We start from the raw sequence: 24,893 nt of genomic DNA, 5'->3' as shown, positions 1-24,893 counted from the left end.
TCATTTTTTTGTCTTATATTTATATAAGCTATTGATTTTATTAAATATTTTATTTTTGGTGCAAAATTTTTCTACTAATTTTTAACCAATTGCAGTACAATAATCATTATTTAAACCATCATTTGTTAATTTAGGTGTGATATGACAACCATTGACCCAAAACTTAGCCAAAAACAAGCTGCTGCGAATGCCGCCCTAAGCCACATTGAAGATGGTATGATTTTGGGTGTGGGAACGGGCAGTACCGTAAACTGCTTGATTGAGCTATTGCCAAAAGTAAATCTCAAAGGTGCTGTGTCATCATCAAAGGTTACCGAAGATAAGCTGCGTGCCTTAGGTATTGAAATTTTTGATTTAAATAGCGTGGGTGAGTTGGATCTGTATATTGATGGTGCGGATGAGATTGATGCTGCTGGTAACATGATTAAAGGTGGTGGCGGTGCTTTGACACGAGAAAAAATTGTGGCAGCAGCGTCCAAGTCTTTTATTTGTATGGTTGATGACTCAAAAATTGTCAGTCAGTTGGGTAGGTTTCCTGTGGCGGTGGAGGTATTGCCACAGGCTCGTTCTTATGTGGCTCGTGAGCTGGTAAAACTAGGCGGCGAACCTGTGTATCGTGAGGGTTTTGTTACCGATTATGGTAATATCATCTTAGACACTTACGATTTAGACATTGTCAATCCAAAGCAAGTTGAAGAGGTATTGAATAATATCGTTGGTGTGGTGTGTCACGGTGTTTTTTCTCGGCAGTCGGCAACGCTCATGCTAAAAGCAAGCGATGATGGTGTTGAGACTGTCAGATTTTGATTGCCGATGACCCAAAAATACCCCACATTCATGATGGGGTATTTTTATGACATTGTGGAATATCCACCAAAAGCAATGCTTATCTATTCAAATCTCGTTCAGATCGTGGCGTATAATACATAAAGAAACTTAAAAAGATTGCCAACATACCCACAACTGCCAAATATAGTGCAGGAGCGAATGAGAAATAAAAGCTGGCATAACCCAATACAAATGGCAAAATGCCACCAATGACAGCAATGGTGGTATTATAACAGATGCCCAAACCTGTCATGCGTACTTTGGCGGGAAATATCCGTGTCATGATAGATGGTAATGCACCAATTAAGCCATTGGATAGCCCAAGTAAGGCAAAGCAAAGTAGAATCAATGAACCGCCATCTTGTAGGTGATGAAAGAAAATCATCACTTGGGTAATTAAGAGTAATCCGCCAAATGCCAGCACACGACCTGCCCCAAATCTGTCGGTTAAATAGCCAAACATGATAGAGCCAAGCATGAGAAAAATCAGACCAATCACGCTGCCAAAATATAAATACTCATTAGAAATTTGATAATGGCTTGCTAATAGTGGCATGATCAATGCGGGTAAATATATTGCCGAACTACCAATGATGAATGATATCAGCACCGAGATGATGACACTGAGCTTATGACGCACAACGATGGATTTTAAAATAACCAGCAAACCTGCATGATGCAAGGAAAATTGTTCAGAAGGCATTAAAGTAGCGGAGTTGGGCTGTTCTTGTAAATGAATGCTGTCAATATAAGATTTAAGAGAGGCTATGGGTTTGGTGATATTGTCAAAAACAGTGGTTTCTGGCAGATTTTTGAGTAAAAAAGCTGCCACTAGGCCCAAAGTGCCACCAATAAGAAATGGTATTCGCCAGCCGTAGCTGAGCATCTGAGTCGAAGTGAGTGTGTCTTGTAAAAATCCAACAAGACCAATCACCATCAAATACGATAACATGCTACTGGCACAAACAAGACCACAACCCAAGCCGATGTTTTTGATGGGCAGATGTTCAACAATGAAAGTCCATGCAGCTGGCAATGCACCACCAATGGCAACACCTTGTCCAAACCTAGCAACCATAAGCAGTAGCGGTGCAATGATACCAATTTGTTGATAAGTGGGCAAAAGTGCAACCAACAGTGTTGTTATCATCACGCCCAGTATGCTAAGCATAAAGGCGGGTTTTCTGCCATGAGTATCGCCATATTTGCCAAAAATCAATCCACCGACAGGTCTTGCCAGATAGCCTGTGATTAATAGAAAAAAGGTTTGTAGATATCCTATCCGCACATCATCTTGATTACCAAAAAAAATCAACGAAAATAGGTCTGCCAAATAAACAAATGAAATAAAATCAAAAAACGCCACCGTTGAGCACAACACAGTGATGGCCATGATAGAATAATGTTTGGAGTTTAATAGCTCTGTCGTGTTTAGCTGCATGAAGTTATCCGTCGTCGCCTTGCTGATGATATGTGCTTGGCTAAACTAAAAAATGATGGCTTGGTAAGGCTTATGATGATTGGCTACAAAAAATGATTATATCAGAAATTTGGTAATATTAGTTAAAGTGCTTTTTAGTTATCAAAAAATAGTTGTTTATTTTTTGATCAAAACAGCCAATCAATTGGCATCAAACTTAGTATTGCCACGCCAGCACGATGCCCAAGCTTCATGTCAGGTTCATTTTGATGAATGGTGTATTTACCGTGTTCAAGTGTGTGCCATTCAAGGGTATTTTGTTTGGTGAGTATAACTTTATAAGCTTGGTTTAAGATTTTTTGGCTATCTAGAGCGTTATGCAGTTGTCCAGCAAGCCGTTCATCATGAATGATTACGCCAAGTTCGGTGTTAAAATTGGCGGAGCGAGGGTCAATATTATAAGAACCAATAAATACTTTTTCATTATCCACCGCAAAAGCTTTAGCGTGCAGGCTTGTTGTGGTTGTTTGTTTGTTTCTCCACAGTTTATTGATATCGGCATTTGTGTTTGTGGCGGTGGATTTAAGTTCATACAGATGAACCCCAGCATCTAGCAAATCATGACGCCAATGCCCATAACCTATATGGACAGCACCGACATCAGTAGCGTCATAAGAGTTGGTCAAAATTCTCACCTTTACGCCACTTTTGGCAAGTCGCCTTAACAAACGCACGCCTTTTTTGGTTGGTACAAAATATGATGAAATGATGCTAAGATTTTTTATAGGGCGTCCTAGTCTTGATTGTAAAAGGCTGACAAGGTGCGTGTCCAAATCAGCGTTATTTGTTAATTTATCAACATCATCTGCTAAAAATTCAATGGTTGCCCAGCGAAATGGCACTTGCTTGTTCAGCAAATCTTTGCCAATTTTTGAATGTTTAAGTGCATGCCAGTAAGTATTTAGAGATTTTTTTTGGTTATTGATGGCATCATTGCTATTTAAGAGTGTCTGATTGATTAATTCTGGCAATGTTTTTGAGGTGGGTTTGGCGATGGTTTCAATGTCATAGCTGGTGCCAGATGACCAGTAATCTTCAAAGCTTGCCCCCACATCACTAACCACATCGCCAATGAGTAGTACATCCATGTCAGAAAAATTATTGTGCTTGGTGTTGTTAAGATATTCATTGCCGATATTGCGACCACCAATAATGCTTAATTGCCCATCAAAAGTCATGCTTTTATTGTGCATTCTTCGGTTGATTCTGATGGGTTCGGTGAAAAAACTTATTGCCCGAAAACGACGATAAGTAAAAGGGTTGGATAGGCGTACAGCGACATTTGGGTGTTTGGCAAAGGCAAGCAAAAGCTCGTCTAGCTTGGGAGAGCTATTAAAGTCATCAAGCAAAAGGCGTACCAGCACACCACGCTCTGCTGCTTGCCACAAGTCATAAATCATCATCTGGCCTGCTTCGTCATTATGCCAAATATAGTATTGAATATCGATGGTTTTTGTTGCTGTATCAACCAAAACCTTGCGAGCAGCAAAGGCATTTATCCCTGTAGCGATTGGATAATAGCCTGATAAATTGACCTTGTCCTGCTGTTGCATATCAAGCAGATAGCCTGACAAGATTGAAGGATTTTTGGATTTTTGTTGTTTAAGTTGAGCTTTTTGAGTAAGTGTTTGACTCTTTGGTAGATGTGCAGTCGTTGGCAAACTTTGGCATGACACCAAGGCAGTCAAAGTCAATAAGGCAAAAGTTGGTCTACAATAAGACATGGGTTTGGTGAATATCATTGGTATAAAATACAATTTTTAACAATTTTAACAAATTTTTGCCAATATGATTTTAATCAAGTTGGTTGTCATTAAGCGTGTTGATTTCATCACTAAATGGCGTGTCTAAACTTGCTATTTTGTAGTTTTCAGATGCCCATTCACCAAGGTCAATCAACTGACAACGCTTAGAGCAAAAGGGTTTGGTTGGATTGTCTTGCCATATGGTTAGGGTTTTGCAAGTGGGACAGGGGTAGGTATGAGAGCCAATCTTGTGCATTGTATTTAAAATTGTATTTAAAAAATTAGATTTATTCTACCATAAAGCATCAAATTTTATCGTATTATGTTTTGTTTTTTGTGCAAGAAACAGTAGGTAAATTTTTGCCGTGTGTTTTGATGTGCTTTTTAAATGTATTGAAGCCATATCGTAGATGTCTTTAAAAATCTACGAAAAACACACATAAATACTTGAAAATTTTATGAATATTGTTATAATCTACAACCTATTTTTCATCACATTTTACAGACAAAAAGGGCAAACTATGGCAATGCACGGCGAGCAAACCACATTTAATATGCGTGTTGATAAAAATTTGGTTGAGCAATTTAAACAAGCGGCAAGAGATAACAACCGTACAGCAAGCCAACTATTGCGTGATTGCATGATTGAGTATGTGAAGAAAAACCGTCAAGGTGATATGTTTAAGCGTTGATTTGAACCGTTTTTTTATAAAAAAAGCACTAATTACTAGTGCTTTTTTTGTCGTCAAATGACATTTTGAGTTTTATTGCCAAGCGTCTTTAATCCAATCGCTGGGTAAAACATGGCGATACCACTTGCCACCACCACCTGTGATGGCATCTGGCGGATTAATTTCCCCATGAAATACGATGATTTTGGCATCTTTTGGCTTAATGGGCGGTTTAAAATATGAAAAAGGAATTTTTTGTAAGCAATGATATTTGTAGCTGACACACCACGATGCGTCCCAATATTCTAAATGATGATGTTCGCGAAGATAATTGGACAAAAACGCCTGTTCATGCCGAAACTCAGAGCGTACTTTTTCAAAATTATTCTCAAAGTATTGAAGCAGGTTTGGATAAGTGTGGTAACCAACTTTGAAGCGATATACTGATGAGTTACCGACCATTCGCCATGGTTTCTTCCAATCACGAATGATCATCACGCTGTCTTCGTGTTGTGCTTGATGTGTAAAAAAACAATCAATATTATCAACGATGACGATGTCAATATCTAAAAATAGTGCTGTACCTTTTAAGTCATAAAGCTTGAGCTTGAAAGTGGTGAGTTTTTTCCACCCACGCTCAGGAATATTGCTCGGTAGGTTTAATTCTGGTATCGGGTAACAAACAACCTCTTTTCTAATACCTAGAGCATCATCTGTCAGGCATACAAAAGTAAAGGGTAGGGTCATATTACGCTGAACCATGTTGTACAGACGATTGACATATTCTGCACCGTACTTTGTGCCCCATTTCATGCAAATGATGTAGTTGGTGTCAGGTGAATTGTCAGTCATGGACTTCTCTTGTGGTAATTAAAGGGCAAGATTGGATTTTCTTAATGAGCTCTTGTTCGGGTAATAAGTAGGGATTTTGGCCAAATGGTGTGAATTTGAAACGACGATAACCCCACATATAGTGGTTAAAGTGTTTGTCAATCATTGATTGTATGGCATCATTCAGTGCACTGGTTGCAACAACAATGTCTTTGTCATAAAGTACAGAGCTGTTAAAGTCGTAACAAAAAACCTCAAAGCCGTCATCATTATCACAGCGTATGCAACTAAGGCCAACTAAGGCACAACCTGTTTTTTGTGCCAGTTTTGGTGCAAGAGTGCTGGTTAGGGTTGGTATGCCAAAAAATGGCACAATAGTACCGCCAGACAAATCAGGAACATGATCGGGTAAAACGATGCTAAACCCGCCTTCTTTTAGGGTTTTAAAAATGGCCTTAACACCTTTGGTGTCAGTGGGGACAAGTGTGGCATTGAGCCTTTGACGACCTTGTAAAATAAATTGGTCCATCGCTACTGATTTGGCAGGCTTATACATGATGACGGGCTTACCAAATTGATTGAGCCATGCGTTCATCATCTCCCAAGTACCGATATGCGGTACGATGGCAAGCATACCATTGGGGTGTGACAACCCACGCTGCAAGATTTCTAAATCATGCACATTTTTGATTTGGTTGATAGACCACTCTGGAGGCATCGCCCAACTTTTTAAGCTATCAACACTACTGATGAGCTGATTGTTTAGAGCCTGTAATGACAGTTGTTTTCGCTCCTCACCTGATAGATGAGGGTGTACCATTATAAGGTTTTTGCGAATACTTCGATAAATGCTGGCATCTGTCATGCGTGCCAAATTGGCACCAACTCGTGCCAAAATACGCAGTAGCGATAATGGCACGAACCTGATGAGTCTAAACATTAATAAACCCAACCACACTTAAAACCAATTCATCATTAGGCTTTTTCTTTTTCACGAATGCGTAGCCCCAATTCACGCAGTTGCTTGGCATCTACTGATGCAGGTGCTTGGGTTAATGGGCATTCTGCAGTTTTGGTTTTTGGAAAAGCGATCACATCACGGATTGACGATGAACCTGTCATCAACATCACCAAACGGTCAAGACCAAATGCCAGTCCGCCATGTGGTGGTGCACCATATTTAAGGGCGTTAAGTAAGAAGCTAAATTTCTCCTCCGCTTCTTCTTCACTAATACCTAATGCTTCAAAGATGGCTTTTTGCATTTCTAGTGTATAGATACGCAATGAACCACCGCCAATCTCCGTGCCGTTTAACACCATGTCATAAGCGACAGACAGTGCCTGACCTGGGTTTGATTTGACTTCTTCTACGCTAGATTTTGGCAGGGTGAATGGGTGGTGAACAGAAGTCCATTTACCATCATCGGTTTCTTCAAACATTGGGAAATCAACAACCCATAGCGGTGCCCATTGCTGAGTCAGTAGATTTAAATCATGGCCAAGTTTTACACGCAATGCACCCATCGCATCATTTACTACCTTGGCTTTGTCTGCACCAAAGAAAATGATGTCGCCAGATTCTGCACCAGTACGCTTAATGAGTTCAACCAACACCTCATCAGTCATATTTTTAATGATTGGCGATTGTAGGCCTGATTCTTGATCCACGCCGTTATTGATGTTATTAGTATCATTGACTTTGATATAAGCAAGACCTTTGGCACCATATATACCAACAAATTTGGTATACTCGTCAATTTGTTTGCGACTTATTTCTGCGCCATTTGGTACACGCAGGGCGACAACACGACCCTTGGGGTCTTGGGCGGGGGCTGAAAATACCTTAAATTCAACATCTTTCATGATGTCTGCCACATCAACCAGTTTTAAAGGAATACGCAAGTCTGGTTTGTCTGATGCGTAATCACGCATGGCTTCTGAGTACGGCATGCGGATAAATTTATCAAATTTCACGCCAAGCAATTCATCAAACAGCTTAACGGTCATACCTTCCATTAAGTCCATGATGCTATCATCATCTAAGAATGAAGTTTCGATGTCAATTTGTGTAAATTCTGGTTGGCGGTCAGCACGCAAATCCTCATCACGAAAGCATTTGGCAATTTGGTAGTAGCGGTCAATACCACCGATCATCAATAGTTGTTTAAATAACTGTGGCGATTGTGGTAGGGCGTAAAAATCACCATTAGACACACGACTTGGCACCAAATAATCTCTTGCACCTTCTGGGGTGGCACGAGTTAGGATTGGCGTTTCAACATCTAAAAATCCGTGTTCATCTAAATAGTTACGAATCAGACTGGTTACTTTTGAGCGAAAACGCAAACGGTCCAACATTTCTGGACGGCGAATGTCTAAGAAGCGATATTTTAGACGCAATTCTTCTGATACATTGATGTTGTCATCATTGAGTGGAAAAGGCGGAGTGTCAGCCTTGGCAAGCAGTTCAATTTCTTTGCCAAGCAGTTCAACCTGACCGCTTGTCATGTTGTTATTCTCGGTGCCTTCGTAGCGACGACGCACACGACCTGTGATTTTTAGTAGGTATTCAGAGCGAGCAGCATCGGCAGTGGCAAATGCTACGGGTGTGTCTGGATCGATGACGACTTGCAACAGACCTTCACGATCACGCATGTCTAAAAAAATCACACCGCCATGATCACGACGACGGTGAACCCAGCCTGCGATGGTGATGGTTTGGTCGATAAGCTCTTCGGTCACAAGACCACAATAATGACTACGCATCATAAAACAATTGCCTTAATGAATTAAGTTTGAAGTGTATTTAAGAAATTAAATAGATTTTTAGATCTAGATTGTAGCAAAAATATACCAGAATGTTAATAAAAATTTGACAAATTTTTATTAAAAAATAAAAAAGCTTGCATCAAAGCAAAGAAATCTTAGAGTAAAATTGAATTGATGAATGAACTGGACGGATTGTTTTTTTAATATATTTGTTTTTTCATAAAAAATAAACTATTTAATTTAGATGATCTAATATTTTTCATGATTGTTTATCTTATATGAAAAAATGGTAAAAGCCTGCTAAATAAATGAATTTATTATAGAAATTTGAGTGCTTGTGTGTTAGAATCAGGCTTGATTTTTGTGTATATATCTTGTGTCAATTTCTCATTTTTCTAAGATTTTAAGGAGATAAATTAAGCCGATGGAGACTTTAAATATCATCTACCTTGTGGCATCAATGTTGATTTTTATAAGCATTATGACCAGTACGCTGTCGGCGCGTCTGGGTGTGCCATTATTGCTGTTCTTTTTGGGTGTGGGCATGCTTGCTGGTGAAGAAGGGTTGCTTGGCATTCATTTTGAAGAATACTCAATGGCAAACTTCATTGGGCAGGCGGCATTGGCGTGTATTTTGCTTGATGGTGGTTTACGCACTTCTTTTAAGTCGTTTCGAGTGGGGCTAAAACCTGCTGTTGTATTGGCTACTTGGGGGGTGGTTGCAACAGTAGCGACGCTGGGCGTATTTGTTACTTGGCTACTTGGTGTTGATTGGCGTTTGGGTTTACTGATGGCGGCGATTGTTGGCTCAACGGACGCTGCGGCGGTTTTTAGTTTATTGCGTAATGGCGGTGTCAAGCTCAATGATCGTGTGCAAGCAACACTTGAACTAGAATCTGGTGCGAACGACCCAATGGCAATTTTGCTTGTAACGGTCATGATTTCCTTAAATCTTGACTCTGATAGTCAAAGCATTTTAGGTATTTTGTTAATGCTGGTTCAGCAGATTGGTGTGGGCTTGGTAAGTGGTGTTGCGGCAGGCTGGGTATTGTCTCGACTATTACCAAAGGTGCATCTGGCAGAAGGTATGTACGCCATCTTAATCATGTCAGCAGGTATGGCGGTATTTGGTGCCACCAACCTACTTGGCGGTAGTGGATTTTTAGCGGTTTATCTGGCAGGCATCGCAATTGGCAATACCAAGGTACGAGCCACGGAGCATGTCTTGCGTGTGATGGACAGCTTTGCTTGGCTATCGCAGGCGGTATTGTTTGTGGTACTTGGGCTTTTGGTATCACCATCACGAATGCTTGAAGAATGGCACTATTCATTGATTATTTTCTTATTTTTACTCTTTATTGCTCGACCCATCGCTGTAGCAACAAGTTTATTGCCATTTCGTTTTCGCCCAAGAGAAGTTGGATTTATTTCATGGGTGGGGTTGCGTGGTGCTGTACCGATTACGCTGGCACTTATTCCTGTAATGAGTGGCGTAAGTGGGGCAAATCTGGCCTTTAATATCGTCTTTGGTGTGGTGATTTTTTCGTTATTAGCACAAGGAGCAACCATTCCGTTCATGTCTCGGGCATTTCGTGTGTGGGTGCCTACCGATGCCGAACCTAAGGCTGAACATGAGATTTGGGTTGGCGACCAAGCCAATATCACACTGTATGAATTTGAAGTTAAAGCAGGGGCATTTGCGATTGGTCGCCATCCACAGAGCATCTCAACCAAAGTAAATTCTCAGGAGATTGCTGTATTTGCTGTAGTGCGTGATGGCTATTTGATGAGCGTGCATGAAGATACCACGCTAAAAGTTGGTGATATTGTTTGGTATGCGTTGTCTGGCGATTGGGCGGCAAATATTGCCAAAGTTTTTAATAATTCTGCTACCCAGTACCAAAAAACCAGTGAGTTTTATGGTGATTGGCTGTTATCACCGCATGCACGCATTCGAGATTTGCCATTTTATAATCTTGCCACTCGTTCATTGATGCAAAATCGATTTGCCAAAAAAATTGCACCTGTTGCCAATGCGTTAGATGATATTTTTACACCATCTCTTGATTCGCTTGGTTTGTCAGGAATTGATGATGGACTCATTGAAATGCTGAGCAAGGCGAGTCATCAGACGATCGAGGAATTTATGCTGTCTCATTTTAAGGCAGAGCCTGTAAAAGGAGATGAGGTGCGTCTTAATGATGCTTGGTCGCTCATTGTGCGTGATGTTGATGGGCATGGTCGATTGCGTGGCGTTGGTTTAAAAAAACTTGACTGATGATTAAGGTTTTAATCCGACCGATTTAACCGCATATTTTTTTTATGATATTTTTGGCCAAATCGTTCTTATTTTTAGTAAAATTTTCACAATCACTTTAACAACAAGAGGTAGTCATGCTATTTCATTCATCAAAAAAACCAGTTGAATTACAAATCATCCACTTAAACAAAGTCAAACAAAAACGCCAAGAGCAATTTGAAAAAATTAAAAACAGTGAAGATGGGAAAAAATTCTGCCTGTCAAAACTGCCTTTTGGTAAGTCTAATGACAAAAAATCAGAAAAATTATCAAACGATAAAAGTGTTTATGTGCTTGATTTTGATGGAGATATCAAAGCAAGTGCCGTTGAGAATTTGCGTGAAGAAATCAGTACCATCATTGGTACAGCAAAAGCTGGAGATGAGGTGGTACTACGCTTGGAATCTGGCGGAGGTCAAGTTAATAGTTATGGTTTGGCAGCAGCCCAGCTTAAACGCATTAAAACAGCAGGGCTTAGCTTGACAGTTTGCGTTGATAAAATTGCTGCCAGTGGTGGTTATATGATGGCATCTGTCTCAGACAAAGTGATTGCTTCAGACTTTGCCATCATTGGTTCGGTGGGTGTGGTGAGCCAATTGCCCAATTTTCATGAATTAATGAAAAAGCACAACATTGGCTATGAGATGTTTACCGCAGGTGAATACAAGCGTACGGTAACGATGTTTGGGGAGAACACCGACGAAGACCGTAGTAAATACCAAGCTGAAATTGACCGTATTCATCAGCTGTTTAAGCAGTTTGTCAAAAAGCACCGCCCAAATCTTGATGTTGATAAAATTGCTACTGGTGAATTTTGGTTTGCCACAGATGCACTTGAATTAAATTTGATCGATGAAATTGGCACATCGGATTCATATCTGCTGTCACTGATGAAGCATTACAATGTATTTTCTTTGCAATCACGAAGTAAGCCTAATTTGATGGAAAAATTGGGCTTGACCGAACAAATGAACGCATCAATAAAGGCTGCAGCAGAATCAGCGACCGTATCTGTTGCTAAACTCATCAGCCAATTTCAACGCCCTTAACGAGGTTATGTATGATTTAATGCAATTTGTCAATTGCATTAAATCATTAGAATTTTGGCAAAAAATGCGTTAGAATAGCAAAAATTTCTTTGCTATTTTTTGTTTAAACATGGCCTGAATAAGGCAATCGTGTTACTGGCTGTATTTTAATTTACTTTGGAAAGTTTGTATGAAAAAACTTGAAGAGCTGTTTATAAAAGCTGATAAATTTGGTCGTGTCGTTGCTAATAAGTTTAATAAAATTAAAGATTTGAATGATATTCGTGGTATCGGACAAGGCAAAACAGTGCTAATCACAGGTGCAAGTAGTGGACTTGGTGCGATGATGGCTCGTAAGTTTGCTTTCTTGGGTTATGATTTGGCTATTTGTGCCAGAAGGCTTGATCGTCTTAATGATTTAAAAGAAACACTTGAAAAAGAATTTGGCGTTCAAGTCCATGCACAAAACCTTGATGTAACGGTTTATGACGATGTATTTACAGTATTTGAAACCTTTAATGATGCAGTCAAAGATAAAGGCGGTAAAATTGATAAAATCATCGTTAATGCAGGGGTGGGCGACAGTCGTGTCATTGGTCATGGTCGCTTTGCTATAAATCGGGCAACAGCCGAGACTAATTTCATATCGGCTCTTGCTCAATGCGAGGCGGCAATGCAGATTTTTCGTCGACAAAATAGCGGACATTTAGTAGTGATTTCTAGTATGTCGGCAGTGCGTGGCTTGCCACGCCATCTGACAACTTATGCTGCTGCTAAGGCGGGACTTGCAGCACTTGCTGAGGGCATACGAGCTGATACCATTAAAGAAAAATTACCAATTATAGTATCAACCATCTATCCAGGCTATGTGCGTACGGATTTGAATATTGGAGCAAAATATTTACCGTTTGAAATTGAAGAAGATGAGGGTGCAGATGTCATCATCAAAGCGATTGAAGCTAAAGTTGATGAAGCCTATGTGCCAGCATGGCCTTGGCTGCCCATCGGTTTGGGCATGAAGTATTTACCGCTAAGATTGATTACAAAATTTTTGTGATTGTGATAAAGTCAGGTAAAAAAGAGCAAGCATGGATTTGAAGTAGAGATAAGATTATGACCACTTTTGTCAGTTTTAATATCAATGGACTGCGAGCCAGACCTCATCAGCTTATTGCGGTACGAGACATTTTGAATGCAGACATTATCGGTTTGCAAGAAACTAAGGTTCATGATGATGCTTTCCCACTCACTGATATTGAAAATCTGGGCTATCATGTGGAATTTTTTGGACAAAAATCACACTATGGAGTAGCAATTTTGTCTAAATTTAAGCCTATTTTTGTACAAAAAGGCTTTCCCTTCGCCAATCTTGACGCTCAAAAACGACTGATTCATGCCAGATTTGACATAAATGGCCGTGAGATTGATGTTATTAACGGCTACTTCCCACAAGGGGAAAATCGCTCGCATGAGATCAAATTCCCCATGAAAAAAGCCTTTTATGCTGATTTAAACTGTTATATTGATGAACTAAAAGAACAAGGTAGAGAGTTGATAGTTATGGGTGATATGAATATTTCACCACATGACAATGATGTTGGTATTGGTGAAGCAAATGCCAAACGCTGGCTAAAAAAAGGTACTTGTTCATTTTTACCTGAAGAGCGACTCTGGTATGCCAACCTGATGAGTCGTAAGTTGCATGACACTTATCGCAAATTTAAACCCAATCATGCGGATGAATTTAGCTGGTTTGATTATCGCTCCAAAGGTTTTGATGACGAGCCAAAAAGAGGCTTGCGTATTGATCATATTTTATGCACGGATGGGCTGATTGATGACTGCACTGGTGCTGGTATCAGTTATGAGATTCGTAGTTTTGATAAACCATCTGACCATGCACCAATTTGGGCGAAGTTTGTGATTTAATTCAAAATTCAATGAAATAAAAGCCTTATTTAAGTGCGACAGTTAATTAAGATTGTCGCACTTATTATTATTTTAAAAAAATCGCATTAACCTTACCGATACCATTACAAATTCTAGAGCAGGGTGATTTTCACTGAGTGCATATTTGCCATTATTGATAAGCACCTCAAGATTTTCACGACTACCAGCAAGGTCACTAATAACCCTGATTTCCTTTTGAAAAGGCAAGCTGTTTTTTGATAATGGATTTTCATAACCCATTCCCACCCTTGGCGGCTCAAAATCCTGTAAAACGCTTGTGAGTTGATTATTATCACCCATGATGCGTTTAGGTGGATCAACTGCCACTCTAAATATTTCATCTGCGACTTGGAATTGCATAGTTTCTCGCCTGCTTATTTTTTGTGCATTTTAAATACTTCATTTGCGTATGACATAGGGTAATAATCTCCACCCAACATGTCAATATTACGCTCATGAAGCACATTTTTAAATCGACCATCTCTTTCTGGTGGGTTGCTTTTATCGACCTTCAAACCAAGCTCTCCAACTTCACCAAGCCCAGTAATCAAAGGGTTTGTGCTTACTGTTGCTTTGCTCTCTCTGGTTGCGTAAGAACAACCGCCTTTAACAATTGTTTGATTATCGTATGCTGTAGCAGCGACATAATCATCTTTTGTGTCAAAGCAAATAACAAAGCTGTCTTTTCTAGTATGTAAAGATCCAATAGAACCCTCATCTACAACATATACCCTATCATCCGGTTTGATGGTTTTTTTCTTTTCGTCCACAAAAACAACCATTGCAGTATCTTTTTCTTTAAAAGGATGCACCTTGATTGCTTTCAGGCCTCCGCCAAAATTAGGTTTTGTTTTTGCGGCTGTATCCAGAATAAGTCTTGTATTGTCTGGTTTGCATAAATCAAAGGTTTTTTCAGACACAAATGATTGACCTTCTGAGAAGCAACCAACCGTATAACCGTTTACTTGTTTTGTTAAACCGAGAGCAGGCTCGCCGGCTACAGCGCTGGCAGGCACCAATACAGAAATAAGAATAAAGCTAAGCAAAGATGTTACCTTGTTCATTGAATATCAACCTCAATCTATTTAATCACTTTGTTTTATTTTCTTTTATCAACTGATCCATTTTGGCCATAATAGTCCAAACTTTCACAGTATGGGAATATTGCGCCTTATCTTTGGAACCTGAATAAGGCAAACATAATGATGGCGTACATTTATTTGGATGTCCTATAGATCGCCATTCTGCTGCTGTTTTGAATTTATTTTTTTTCTTATTTTGAATAGAAGCCAAAGACTCCATCATAATCATGCTTATACAAAGAAAAGCAGTTCGCTCTCTCATCAGGAAGTATTTCATTATCATAAGAATAAGACCAATGGTTTCCTACATTTGACATGATTACATCATCATTTAGAAGGCAAATTTTATTGCTTTTTTCATTAAAAGACCAGCTAGGAACTTCGCCTTTTGGCAGAATAACGGTGTAAGGCAGTACATAAGTTTGCTTTGTTTTTAGGTTAATTGCCACTTGGTTATAACCAGTTCTGTTTGAACCATCTTTAATCGTATACTTGATTCGCCCAAAAACATAGTCTTTGTTAAAATTAGGCTTTTTAACCTGAGATACAATAGTATCAAGCAACGAGCGAGCTTCTTGAGAGCATAAATTATAACCAGACTCTTTATAAGGTTCTAATTCCCCTTCTTCAGCGTAGCATCTATCCAGCTTATAAGGACCGTTTCTGTTTTCAGCATGAGCAATGGTTGCGATACTTGCCAAACCAAGAGCTGCGATTAAAAATAATGGCTTCATACTATTTACCCTTGTTTTTTGTTTTCGTGATACTGTTTAATTCTCAACAATGCGTTAATAATCATCTTATTAGAAGTCGCATTTGATTGATTGCCTGAGCCATAATAGCTTTGATTGCCATTTGATATGGTGCCATTGGCTCTTGGCAAACCTTTTGGTACAGCTACTGATGCCCAAATCTTAGATACATCGTAAACAGCTCTATCAATAGGTACATCTTTACCAGCAAGCCAAGCGTTAATATGCTTTCTTTCCTTCATTAGTTGAAGAGCCATTTCTTTTTGCACCGCAGGCGTGAATTTTGAGTTTCTTAAATGAGGTAAAGAGATCAACAACCCTTTTAGAGTGTCAGGTATAATTTGATACATACCTGCAGCAAAAATCTTTGTACTACAAGGCGCATTAGCCCTTGCTTTTAACTGAGCCATTGTCATTTCAGTCAGCTTAGTTACCCCATCACCTTTTGGTTTGGACTTATTAAGACTACCACCACAAGGACCATCAATAGAACCGTTGTTATAAGCTTCGTAAGATTTTGCCTCACTATGCGCAATACCTTCTAGCAATTCGTTTAGCAAAGGTGCTAAGTCTGCTGGTATATTGGTTAAATCAGCATCCGCGACGCTCATACTATCATCAAAACCACCAGTCTCAATGAACTCATCACCTTTCTTCTCAAGATGAGCGGCAATGATATCTGGTATTGCATTTGCTATAATACCATCATACATAGCCTGATTCAACATTTCTTGGCTCTTATTTTTGATACTTAAATAAGCCGCCAATTGTTTTTCAACTGCTCTTTCAGCCATAATCAATTCCTTTTCAAGAATTTTCTTTTCGGCTTGCATGGCGATTAATTCTGTTTGTAAACCGCGCATGTTCATTTTTGCCATGTCTACAAACCATTGTGAGTCACCATAACGTCTTGTGGCTATATACTCTATAAGCTCTTCTGGTGTCATGTCGCTGACTTTTGCAGGTGGCGCGATACGTTCTGCGATGTCCCAAGACGCACCATCTTCTGTGCTAAAAATTGATGCCAAAATACGATGAGATACCATGCGGCCAGAAATATCATAACCCATGTCATCAGCCATCATTGCTGCATTAGCAAGGTTCATATTTTCTCTTGCGATTTCATCAGGGGTTAGGCTTTCTTGTGTGTTAGCAAAGCGCGGTACTGTTGGTAGTTTCTTTGTAGGTTTCTTGATATTGGCAGCAACTGGTAAATTTGCACCATACAGCGCATTAAACTGTGTTCTGGCCGAACCACCAAGATAGTCATTACCATAGCTCAACTCAAAAACAAAATCTTGGGCATAGTAAGGGGTTGGGTCTGTTCTCAGCAATATTCATCATATCAACAACCACACCTATAGAAACCCAAGATTATCCACCATGACGCAAGTATCACAGGCGCTTGAGTGTAATCTATTTGAGTATCTATTTTTGGTGTCGCCTGAAGCAGACTTGGTGTGCTTGGGAATGTCGCCGGCGGAAATTGAAGATATTAAATCAATACTGATGGAAAGGGGTACTCGTAAACATCAGCAACACGAATTAGAGCAAGCACAAGCAGAAATAAAAGCCTTAAAAGAACAATTAGCCAAAGAAAAGCAAGATGAGAAGGGCGGCGTCTATTCTGCGCCCACCGAAGGAAAATCCTTGTTTCGAATGGCGTTAGGCATTGCGGCGGATAGTAACAAATAGACCTAAAAAAAACCACCTATGATTTTCAGGTAGTTTTTTTTATTGGGGAGGGTTTATTACATATGGTTTGTCTTGTATGTATATTTTTTTTTGCTATAATAGCATGACTATATTAAATAGTTTATTTAATTGATTTATTATTGAATATATTATTTAATATAAGATACTTATGCAAAGTTCTATTTGAACATATCTAAACCACAAAGAAGTGAAAAAAAATGCACATCAAAACCAAATTTAAGTCATTAGCATCCAGACGAAAACTCACCATCACCAATATAGCTCTAGCAACCATGTTGGTTGTGGCTACAACTGCATGTAGCGCAGAAGATAAAAACGGTCAGTTGAAAAATAATACTGCTATCACACAAGAAAACCTCAATGCCAATACCATTCGAGATTACAGCACCATCCTATACCACGCTGATAACCTGAAAAAGACCAAATACAACCTGCTTAAATTTTATACAACCAATCCAATCAGTTATATCAGCGATGATGAACGCGTAGAATTAATGTCGCCTGAAAGACGCAACATCAACATAGTGCTGTTTGACTTAAAAAACTACCCTGTTGCCTACGCCCATGCTGACGAACATGAAAAAAACCAATACTTTGCATTAAATATTGGTTCTCAAACCAGTGCGAAAATTAACCAATTGTCCGCGGAGCAATTTATCGCATTAGATAAGCATTTTTTTAGCCCTTGTTTTGTTGATAATATCACAGATGAGCATGTGCCAAAATACAATATGGGGCTAAACCTGTATCATTACGGCGACATCAGCAAAGATGTCATGAGAGAATACTTAAGCTATCCTGCTGAACCAAATGAATTTGTACCACAAGAAGTACCAGATATTGCTATTGTTGTTGGCACACTGAACCAAAAAGTAAATGATTTTACCTTTGAAAATAGACATTTTCAGACATTTTATCAGCAGCAATGCAGCAATTCAGAAGCTAAAAACAAACTCAGTAAGCGATTTGATATGCTTTCAAAAGACGGTCATTTAAGTCTTGAGGAGTTTTACGAGTTGGACGAACAACGTGCCAAAGACATGGTAGAAATCAAACAAGCATTCCAAGAATATGCAAAAAAACCCGCTTCTCGCCCAATGCTTCCGGCGAAAACAAAGTGAGTTATACACCCCCTTACTAATAAAAAAGAAGGGGGCTTGCATCTTTTGGGTGCGTTAAAATGAACATCTTGAATTTTAGGGGGGTATAGTGATGTTAAGGGCTGCACACTTTTATGTCATAGCAAAAAAAACTTGAAACTGTCAGCAGCTAATTTACCTTCTCTAATTTCTTATTTAACATAATATACATTATGCGAAGTATAACTAGTCGGATTTATGATTTATGAATAAATCAGCTCTTGAATATCTTGACTGTTAAAGTTATCTAAGCCAAACTGGTCGCAATCAATCAGCAAATCAGGATTTTTGTTATGATGGATAGTGAGTTTGATCTTCTCATATGTGTAAAAAAAGGCGGTACACGACCACCTTTTTTTTAAATGATATAAAAATAAAGTTAGCTTACAACAAGATCTTGCGTGGATCAGCAAGTAGCTTGGCAATATAACGAGTAAATACTGCCGCATCAGCACCGTTGATTGTGCGATGGTCATAAGACAATGATAATGGCAACATCAATCTGGGTTCAAATTCTTTACCGTTCCAGCGTGGCTGGTAAGTTGATTCAGAAATGCCCAAAATTGCAACTTGCGGATGATTGACAAGAGGCGTAAAGTAAGTGCCACCCATATTACCCTGACTAGATATAGTGAACGATGCACCTTGTAGTTCTTTGGCAGAAAGCTTCTTATCACGCGCTTTTTTAGCAAGTTCACCAATCTCAACAGCAAGTTGGCCAATACCTTTGTCCTGTGCATTGCGAATCACAGGAACAATCAGCCCATCATCAGTTGCCACTGCAATACCCATATGTACAGACTTGCGGATAATCATTTGAGTATTATCATCAGATACATGGCTATTGAATTTTGGGTGCTGAGTCAGTGCATATGCCACCGCTTTAACGATGAATGCCAAGATGGTCAAACCGATACCCTTTGCCTTAAACTCAGCTTTGAGTTCATTGCGTAAATTTTCAGTATCGGTAATGTCCGCTAAATCAAATTGGGTAACTTGTGGTAGCAAGGTATTTAGATTAAGTTGTGGGATTGATACTTTTTGTAGTCGTGTCAAATCTTGAACTTCAATCTCACCCCAAATCTCTTTATTAGACATATCAGGCAATGGAGGTAAGCTAATTGCTGGGCTGGTTGCTATGGTTGTGGCACCTTTTTGTGCGGTTTGTGCACCTGTCATTACCGATTTAATATACCCAAATAAGTCTTCTTTTAGAATGCGACCATGAGCTGCTGTACCTGTAACAACACTGATGTCCACACCTAATTCTCGTGCTAATTTGCGCACCGCAGGACCTGCATGAGCATGACGAGCTTTTTCATTTACTTGGTCTTCTGATAATTTTTGATTTGATGTAGAAGTATTGGCAGATGATGACTTGGCAGGCTCAGCCTTTGTGTCGCTCTGCACTTGGGGTGCTGGTGCCGTTTTTGTCTGTGCGGTATCAACCTTAGAGGCTGATGGTGCGTCTGCCGATTTTATGGTAATAAATGCCTGACCATTGGATACGCTTTCACCCACCGCTACCAAAATTGCCTCAACGACACCACTGGTAGGTGCAGGCACTTCTACCGATGCTTTGTCAGATTCCACCAGTAATAATGGTTGATTTTCTTCAATACTATCACCTATTGCCACCATTATTTCAGCGATTTCAGCACTTTCTACACCCAAATCTGGCAAATTATGTGTTTGGCTGGTTGTGGTGGATGCAGTTGCTGTCTCCACTTCTGCTATAATGGTTGTTTCTTCATTTGTTTCTGTGGCAGCGGTTGATTGCAAACCGATTGTACTGGCATCGTCTGATGCCTCAGTATTTTCTGACGCCTCAATGCTAAGTAATACACTACCTTCACTGACGCTATCACCCACATTAATAGCAATGGCGGTTATTTTACCTGAGGTAGGCGACGGTATTTCTACCGATGCTTTGTCAGATTCCACCAAAACAATGTTGTCATTCTCGTTAATGATATCGCCAACTTTCACCAAAATCTCGGCAACTTCGGCACTTTCTACACCCAAATCAGGGGCTTTAATTTCCATTGTCGTCTCCTTATTTTGGCTCTACCACATTGTGGCTATTTAAAATTTGGGCATCAGCACTATCTTCGGCACGCCCTTCTGTACTGATGGCTTCGTCTGATTCTTCAACAAAATCAGGTACAGGTGTCGGATTGGTGTTCACAGATGTGGCTGGCGCATCAGGGAAATGATCGTAATGTGGTTGTGGTTGCCATGCTGGTGCTTGGTCCACATCAATATCAAAGCTGTTAATTGCATCTTGAACCAAGCGTACATCAATCTCACCTTCGTCCGCCAGTTTCTTTAAGGTTGCAATGACAATGTGCTCAGCATTCACATGGAAAAAGTTGCGTAGTTGCTGACGACTGTCTGAACGACCAAAGCCATCTGTACCTAGGGTGCTGTATGGGCGAGAGTCTGGTAACCAACCACGAATTTGCTCTGAATAATTGCGCATATAGTCAGTTGCTGCTACAACGATACCTTTGTGTGGTGCAAGCTGAGTTGTTACCCAAGGAGTTTTCGCTTCTTGGGTTGGATGTAGACGATTGTAGTCATCACAGGCCATGCCATCACGAGTCAATTCATTAAAACTGGTTACGCTCCATACATTAGCTTTGATGCCAAAGTCATCATTAAGAATGCGAGCTGCTTTTTGCACTTCACGCAAAATCACGCCAGATCCTAGCAACTGAACTTGACTAGAGCCGTTGTCTTCTAGCAGATACATACCACGCTTAATACCCTCTTCAACACCTTGTGGCATGGCGTGATGTTCGTAGTTTTCATTCATTAAAGTAATGTAATAATAAACACGCTCGCCCTCACCATACATTCGTTTTAGACCGTCGTGCATGATGACAGCAAGTTCGTAACCAAAACATGGGTCATAGGTAACGCAGTTTGGTACGGTACCAAATAAGATATGGCTATGACCATCTTGGTGTTGTAAACCCTCGCCATTTAGGGTTGTGCGACCTGCTGTTGCCCCCAGCAAGAAGCCTTGTGCTTGCATATCACCTGCCAGCCACGCCAAGTCACCTATACGCTGAAAACCAAACATTGAGTAGTAAATATACATTGGAATCATTGGCAGGGCATTGGTTGAATAGCTGGTTGCCAATGCAATCCATGCACTCATTGCCCCTGCTTCATTGATACCCTCTTCTAGCATATGCCCATCTTTGGCTTCTTTATAGCCCATCAAAGCATCAGCATCTTCTGCAATATAGTTTTGACCTGCGGCAGAATAAATACCCAATTGACGGAACATACCCTCAAGACCAAAGGTACGCGCCTCATCTGGTACAATTGGCACAACATATTTGTTCAGTGCTTTGTCTTTTAATAGTGCTGACAACAGGCGTACAAAGACCATCGTTGTGGATTGCTCTTTGCCTTTTGAGCCTTGCAATACTTGATCAAAAATGGACAAATCTGGAATGTCTAACGGAGTATGCCCACTACGACGCGCTGGCAGATGCCCACCCAATGCTTGACGGCGACCCATCAGATATTTGTATTCTGCTGAATCTTCTGATGGGCGATAAAATGGCAATGTTTTTAAATCTTCGTCATTAAACGGCAAATCAAAACGATCACGGAAATATTTTAGACCTGACTCGTCAAGTTTTTTGATTTGGTGTGCTTTGTTGACCGATTGGATTTGGTTGGATAGGCCATAACCTTTTACGGTTTTTACCAAAATTACAGTTGGCTGACCTTTGGTCTTCATGGCTTCTGCATAAGCAGCATAGACTTTTTTCGGATCATGCCCGCCACGGTTTAGATGAATCAAGTCTTCATCTGACATATCTTTAACCATTTCGGCAAGTTCTGGGTATTTACCAAAAAACTCTTTACGAATGAATGCACCATCTCGTGCTTCGTACAACTGATAATCGCCATCAACTGCCTCTTCCATGCGATGTTTAAGTACACCTGTATGGTCTTTGGCGAGCAGGCTGTCCCATCGATCACCCCAGACAACCTTAATCACACGCCAACCAGCACCACGAAAGACAGATTCTAATTCTTGAATGATTTTACCATTACCACGCACAGGGCCATCAAGACGCTGTAAGTTACAGTTAATAACCCAAATTAAGTTATCAAGTTTTTCACGCCCAGCCAAACTGATTGCACCTAGGCTTTCTGGCTCGTCCGTCTCACCATCGCCCAAAAACGCCCAGATTTTACGATTTTCATCTTTGATTAATTTGCGATTGGTTAAGTATTTTTGAATATGTGCTTGATAGATTGAAGTAATCGGACCTAAGCCCATTGATACAGTTGGAAACTGCCAATAATCAGGCATTAAATATGGGTGTGGATAGCTTGATAGACCCTTACCGCCCACTTCACGACGGAAGTTTTTTAGCTGTTCTTCGTCCAAACGACCCTCTAAGAATGAACGAGCATACATTCCTGGTGCCCCATGGCCTTGGTAATAAATCATATCACCGCCAAAATTTTCATCAGGAGCACGCCAAAAATGGTTAAAACCAGTTTCATACAAGGTGGCACTTGATGCAAAAGTTGCCAAATGTCCACCAAGCTCATCATCATTCAAATTGGCACGCATTACCATCGCCAAAGCATTGTAGCGAATCAGCGCACGCAATTTGCGTTCCATATGCAAATCACCAGGATAAGTCGGCTCATCTTCAGCAGAGATGGTGTTGATATAGGCGGTGTCTAAGCGGTTAAATGGCAAGCCTTCTTGTACCGCCATGTTATATAGGGCTTTTAGTAGAAATTGTGCCCGTTCTTTATCTGCGTTTTTAATGACCGATGAAAATGCGTCTAGCCACTCTTGTGTCTCGACATGGTCGGTATCTTTATAATAAGTTGTCATAAAGTTGTCCTAGTTGAAGTTTTGCCAGATTTGGCGGTGAAAATTGCGATCATCGTTATGTCATCATATGATTATTTAAATGGTTATCTAAATGGGTGTTTAAAGATTTGTTAAACAATATAAAATCACCATTTAAATCATGGTTGCTAATGAATGTAGCAACGGTGATAAAATCGCACGCTTTTAATTGATCTTTGGTATTATAAAGGCTTTTTAATAAAAAGTTTATTGCTTTTAGAAAATGAAAAAATCATCATTATTTTTAAAAGAAATAGTGATTAAAAATCAGTTTATTATAACATATTTTTTAGTTAGTAGACAAGAATAATAATTATTTATTAAATTTTGAATAAAAAACCGATGAAACATCAGCTCATCGGTTTTTGGCTCATAAAAAACTAATTTTTGTCGTTTTAAGTAGATTGTGTTTGAATGTAGTTTTGAATACCAATACTTTCAATCTTTTCATGCTGAGTTTCTAACCAATCTTCGTATTCTTCATTACCATCTTTTAGATGAATCAACAATTCACGAGAAACGAAGTCGCGTTTTTCGGTGCATACGCTAATGGCATCAAGCAATACATCGTGTTTGCGTTTTTCTAGGCGTAAATCACAAGCAAGTATTTCAGTAACATTTTCACCGATAAGCAATTTGCCAAGCTCTTGTAAATTTGGCAAACCCTCAAGTAGCAAAATACGCTCAATCAGCCTATCAGACCATTTCATTTCTTGGATAGACTGCCGATAAAATGCGTCATTAAGTTCTTCAATGCCCCAATTTTTTACAATGCGTGCATGAAGAAAATACTGGTTAATTGCAATTAAAGATTGCCCAAGTACATTGTTCAGTGCACGAATTACCTCTTTATCACCTTTCATGTATGTTCCTTATTTTATTGATGATTTTGTTGAGCTTAGTTGAGCTTTTGGGCAATTTAGGCATTGCCCTGTACACTCACACGCCCATACATTCATAAAAATGTAAATCAATGCCCTACATTAACCATATTAGGCTCAGCTGTTTGACTTTGTAGGTAATTTTGCAGTCCCATCATGTCAACCAGGCGTAGTTGTTTTTCTAACCAATGTGCATGGTCCTCTTCAGTATCTTCTAATTGGCGTACCAACATATCACGAGTAACATAATCACGCTCTTGTTCACATAAGGCGATACCTTCTTTTAGGTGTTCTTGCACACTGTATTCAAGCTCCAAATCATTTTTTAGCATTGCAGGTACATCGGCACCAATATTAATTTCACCCACTTGCATATTTGGCGTACCGCCCAACATGATGATGCGGTTGATGATCAGACGCGCATGCAAGGTCTCATCTTCCATTTCATGGTAAATGCGGTCGTGCAACTTGCCCAATTCCCACTCAGCGTATATTTGTGAGTGAATGAAGTATTGGTCGCGTGCACCGAGCTCTCCTGAAAGTAAAAAGTTTAAATAATCAATGACTTTTTGTGATGATTTCATCAGATAATTCCTATTAAATAAATTAAAAAATATTCACTCAAAGGGTTTAAAAACCTTTTTAAGTACAAATTTATCTTAACATAAATACCTAAAAATTATGCTTAATATTTGTATAGCTAATGAACTGAAAACGAAGTACAACCTGCGAATGGCTCTCACATTGAGAATAAATTTAACTTAATTTTTATGAGAATTTTAAATTAAAATCATTCCTAATTTTAATTTATAAATAGTTGAT

At 39.6% G+C, this 24,893-nt stretch carries 23 protein-coding genes; 8 read left to right on the top strand and 15 right to left on the bottom strand.

Features of this window, described 5'->3' with window-relative positions:
- The first annotated feature begins 141 nt into the window (after window positions 1-141).
- Window positions 142-807, top strand: coding sequence for a ribose-5-phosphate isomerase RpiA (gene rpiA, locus U9670_RS04040; protein ID WP_323842629.1), 666 nt, complete (start codon window positions 142-144; stop codon window positions 805-807).
- A gap of 79 nt (window positions 808-886) precedes the next feature.
- Here rpiA and U9670_RS04035 read toward each other — a convergent pair whose 3' ends face one another.
- From U9670_RS04035 to U9670_RS04025, 3 genes are all read right to left on the bottom strand, one after another.
- The gene (locus tag U9670_RS04035) at window positions 887-2,269 is read right to left on the bottom strand and encodes an MFS transporter (protein WP_323841513.1); all 1,383 of its coding nucleotides are present in this window, start codon (window positions 2,267-2,269) and stop codon (window positions 887-889) included.
- A 167-nt stretch (window positions 2,270-2,436) separates the two neighbouring features.
- Window positions 2,437-4,032, bottom strand: a complete 1,596-nt coding sequence (locus tag U9670_RS04030) for a phospholipase D-like domain-containing protein (RefSeq protein ID WP_323841512.1) — start codon at window positions 4,030-4,032, stop codon at window positions 2,437-2,439.
- Window positions 4,033-4,102: 70 nt separating this feature from the next.
- Window positions 4,103-4,309: a DNA gyrase inhibitor YacG gene (locus tag U9670_RS04025; protein WP_416381475.1), complete on the bottom strand. Its 207-nt coding sequence runs from the start codon at window positions 4,307-4,309 to the stop codon at window positions 4,103-4,105.
- 265 nt (window positions 4,310-4,574) lie between these two features.
- Between U9670_RS04025 and U9670_RS04020 the strand changes: the two genes are divergently transcribed.
- The gene (locus U9670_RS04020; RefSeq protein ID WP_323841511.1) at window positions 4,575-4,745 is read left to right on the top strand and encodes a hypothetical protein; all 171 of its coding nucleotides are present in this window, start codon (window positions 4,575-4,577) and stop codon (window positions 4,743-4,745) included.
- Between the two features lie 72 nt (window positions 4,746-4,817).
- On the opposite strand, the gene U9670_RS04015 is transcribed toward U9670_RS04020, so the two are convergent.
- Genes U9670_RS04015 through aspS form a run of 3 tightly spaced genes read right to left on the bottom strand, consistent with a single transcriptional unit; the run spans window position 4,818 to window position 8,324 of the window.
- Window positions 4,818-5,576: a glycosyltransferase gene (locus U9670_RS04015; RefSeq protein WP_323841510.1), complete on the bottom strand. Its 759-nt coding sequence runs from the start codon at window positions 5,574-5,576 to the stop codon at window positions 4,818-4,820.
- Entirely contained in the window at window positions 5,569-6,507 is a 939-nt protein-coding gene (locus tag U9670_RS04010; protein ID WP_323841596.1) for a lysophospholipid acyltransferase family protein, read from the bottom strand. Before U9670_RS04010 ends, U9670_RS04015 begins: the two co-directional genes overlap by 8 nt.
- 23 nt (window positions 6,508-6,530) lie before the next feature.
- Window positions 6,531-8,324 carry an aspartate--tRNA ligase gene (gene aspS / locus U9670_RS04005; protein ID WP_323841509.1) on the bottom strand — a complete coding sequence of 598 codons (1,794 nt, stop codon included), beginning with the start codon at window positions 8,322-8,324 and terminating at the stop codon, window positions 6,531-6,533.
- Between the two features lie 424 nt (window positions 8,325-8,748).
- On the opposite strand from aspS, the gene U9670_RS04000 reads away from it, so the two are divergent.
- The 4 genes from U9670_RS04000 to xthA all read left to right on the top strand — a co-directional run bounded on the left by U9670_RS04000 (window position 8,749) and on the right by xthA (window position 13,580).
- Complete coding sequence (locus tag U9670_RS04000; RefSeq protein WP_323841508.1) at window positions 8,749-10,602, top strand: potassium/proton antiporter; 1,854 nt, start codon at window positions 8,749-8,751, stop codon at window positions 10,600-10,602.
- Between the two features lie 116 nt (window positions 10,603-10,718).
- Window positions 10,719-11,672 (top strand): protease SohB, encoded by a 954-nt coding sequence (gene sohB / locus U9670_RS03995; RefSeq protein ID WP_323841507.1) that lies wholly within the window; start codon window positions 10,719-10,721, stop codon window positions 11,670-11,672.
- Window positions 11,673-11,841: 169 nt separating this feature from the next.
- Window positions 11,842-12,708, top strand: coding sequence for an SDR family oxidoreductase (locus U9670_RS03990; protein WP_323841506.1), 867 nt, complete (start codon window positions 11,842-11,844; stop codon window positions 12,706-12,708).
- Between the two features lie 56 nt (window positions 12,709-12,764).
- Window positions 12,765-13,580 (top strand): exodeoxyribonuclease III, encoded by an 816-nt coding sequence (xthA, locus tag U9670_RS03985; protein ID WP_323841505.1) that lies wholly within the window; start codon window positions 12,765-12,767, stop codon window positions 13,578-13,580.
- Window positions 13,581-13,652: 72 nt separating this feature from the next.
- Here xthA and U9670_RS03980 read toward each other — a convergent pair whose 3' ends face one another.
- The 5 genes from U9670_RS03980 to U9670_RS03960 are packed head-to-tail and all read right to left on the bottom strand — an operon-like array spanning window position 13,653 to window position 16,769.
- Window positions 13,653-13,961 carry a hypothetical protein gene (locus tag U9670_RS03980; protein WP_323841504.1) on the bottom strand — a complete coding sequence of 103 codons (309 nt, stop codon included), beginning with the start codon at window positions 13,959-13,961 and terminating at the stop codon, window positions 13,653-13,655.
- A gap of 14 nt (window positions 13,962-13,975) precedes the next feature.
- Window positions 13,976-14,665 (bottom strand): hypothetical protein, encoded by a 690-nt coding sequence (locus U9670_RS03975; RefSeq protein ID WP_323841503.1) that lies wholly within the window; start codon window positions 14,663-14,665, stop codon window positions 13,976-13,978.
- A gap of 25 nt (window positions 14,666-14,690) precedes the next feature.
- Complete coding sequence (locus U9670_RS03970) at window positions 14,691-14,906, bottom strand: hypothetical protein (RefSeq protein ID WP_323841502.1); 216 nt, start codon at window positions 14,904-14,906, stop codon at window positions 14,691-14,693.
- Window positions 14,875-15,417 (bottom strand): hypothetical protein, encoded by a 543-nt coding sequence (locus U9670_RS03965; protein WP_323841501.1) that lies wholly within the window; start codon window positions 15,415-15,417, stop codon window positions 14,875-14,877. Before U9670_RS03965 ends, U9670_RS03970 begins: the two co-directional genes overlap by 32 nt.
- A gap of 5 nt (window positions 15,418-15,422) precedes the next feature.
- On the bottom strand, window positions 15,423-16,769 hold the full coding sequence (locus U9670_RS03960; protein ID WP_323841500.1) for a lysozyme family protein: 1,347 nt from the start codon (window positions 16,767-16,769) through the stop codon (window positions 15,423-15,425).
- Window positions 16,770-16,818: 49 nt separating this feature from the next.
- Here U9670_RS03960 and U9670_RS03955 point away from each other — a divergent pair, with 49 nt between their 5' ends.
- Window positions 16,819-17,130, top strand: a complete 312-nt coding sequence (locus tag U9670_RS03955; protein ID WP_323841499.1) for a hypothetical protein — start codon at window positions 16,819-16,821, stop codon at window positions 17,128-17,130.
- Window positions 17,131-17,348: 218 nt separating this feature from the next.
- Entirely contained in the window at window positions 17,349-18,272 is a 924-nt protein-coding gene (locus tag U9670_RS03950; protein ID WP_323841498.1) for a hypothetical protein, read from the top strand.
- A gap of 402 nt (window positions 18,273-18,674) precedes the next feature.
- On the opposite strand, the gene U9670_RS03945 is transcribed toward U9670_RS03950, so the two are convergent.
- From U9670_RS03945 to bfr (U9670_RS03930), 4 genes are all read right to left on the bottom strand, one after another.
- Window positions 18,675-20,336 carry a 2-oxo acid dehydrogenase subunit E2 gene (locus tag U9670_RS03945; RefSeq protein ID WP_323841497.1) on the bottom strand — a complete coding sequence of 554 codons (1,662 nt, stop codon included), beginning with the start codon at window positions 20,334-20,336 and terminating at the stop codon, window positions 18,675-18,677.
- A 10-nt stretch (window positions 20,337-20,346) separates the two neighbouring features.
- A complete protein-coding gene (gene aceE, locus U9670_RS03940; RefSeq protein WP_323841496.1) occupies window positions 20,347-23,172 on the bottom strand; it encodes a pyruvate dehydrogenase (acetyl-transferring), homodimeric type in 2,826 nt (941 codons plus the stop codon).
- A 413-nt stretch (window positions 23,173-23,585) separates the two neighbouring features.
- A complete protein-coding gene (gene bfr / locus U9670_RS03935; RefSeq protein WP_323841495.1) occupies window positions 23,586-24,053 on the bottom strand; it encodes a bacterioferritin in 468 nt (155 codons plus the stop codon).
- 107 nt (window positions 24,054-24,160) lie between these two features.
- Window positions 24,161-24,655 (bottom strand): bacterioferritin, encoded by a 495-nt coding sequence (gene bfr / locus U9670_RS03930; protein ID WP_323841494.1) that lies wholly within the window; start codon window positions 24,653-24,655, stop codon window positions 24,161-24,163.
- Between the last annotated feature and the right edge of the window lie 238 nt (window positions 24,656-24,893).

Origin of the sequence: Moraxella tarda (assembly GCF_035181405.1) — a bacterium.
Lineage (GTDB): Bacteria > Pseudomonadota > Gammaproteobacteria > Pseudomonadales > Moraxellaceae > Moraxella.
The sequence above is the reverse complement of the archived record's forward strand: the minus strand, read 5'-3'. Positions and strand labels throughout refer to the sequence as shown.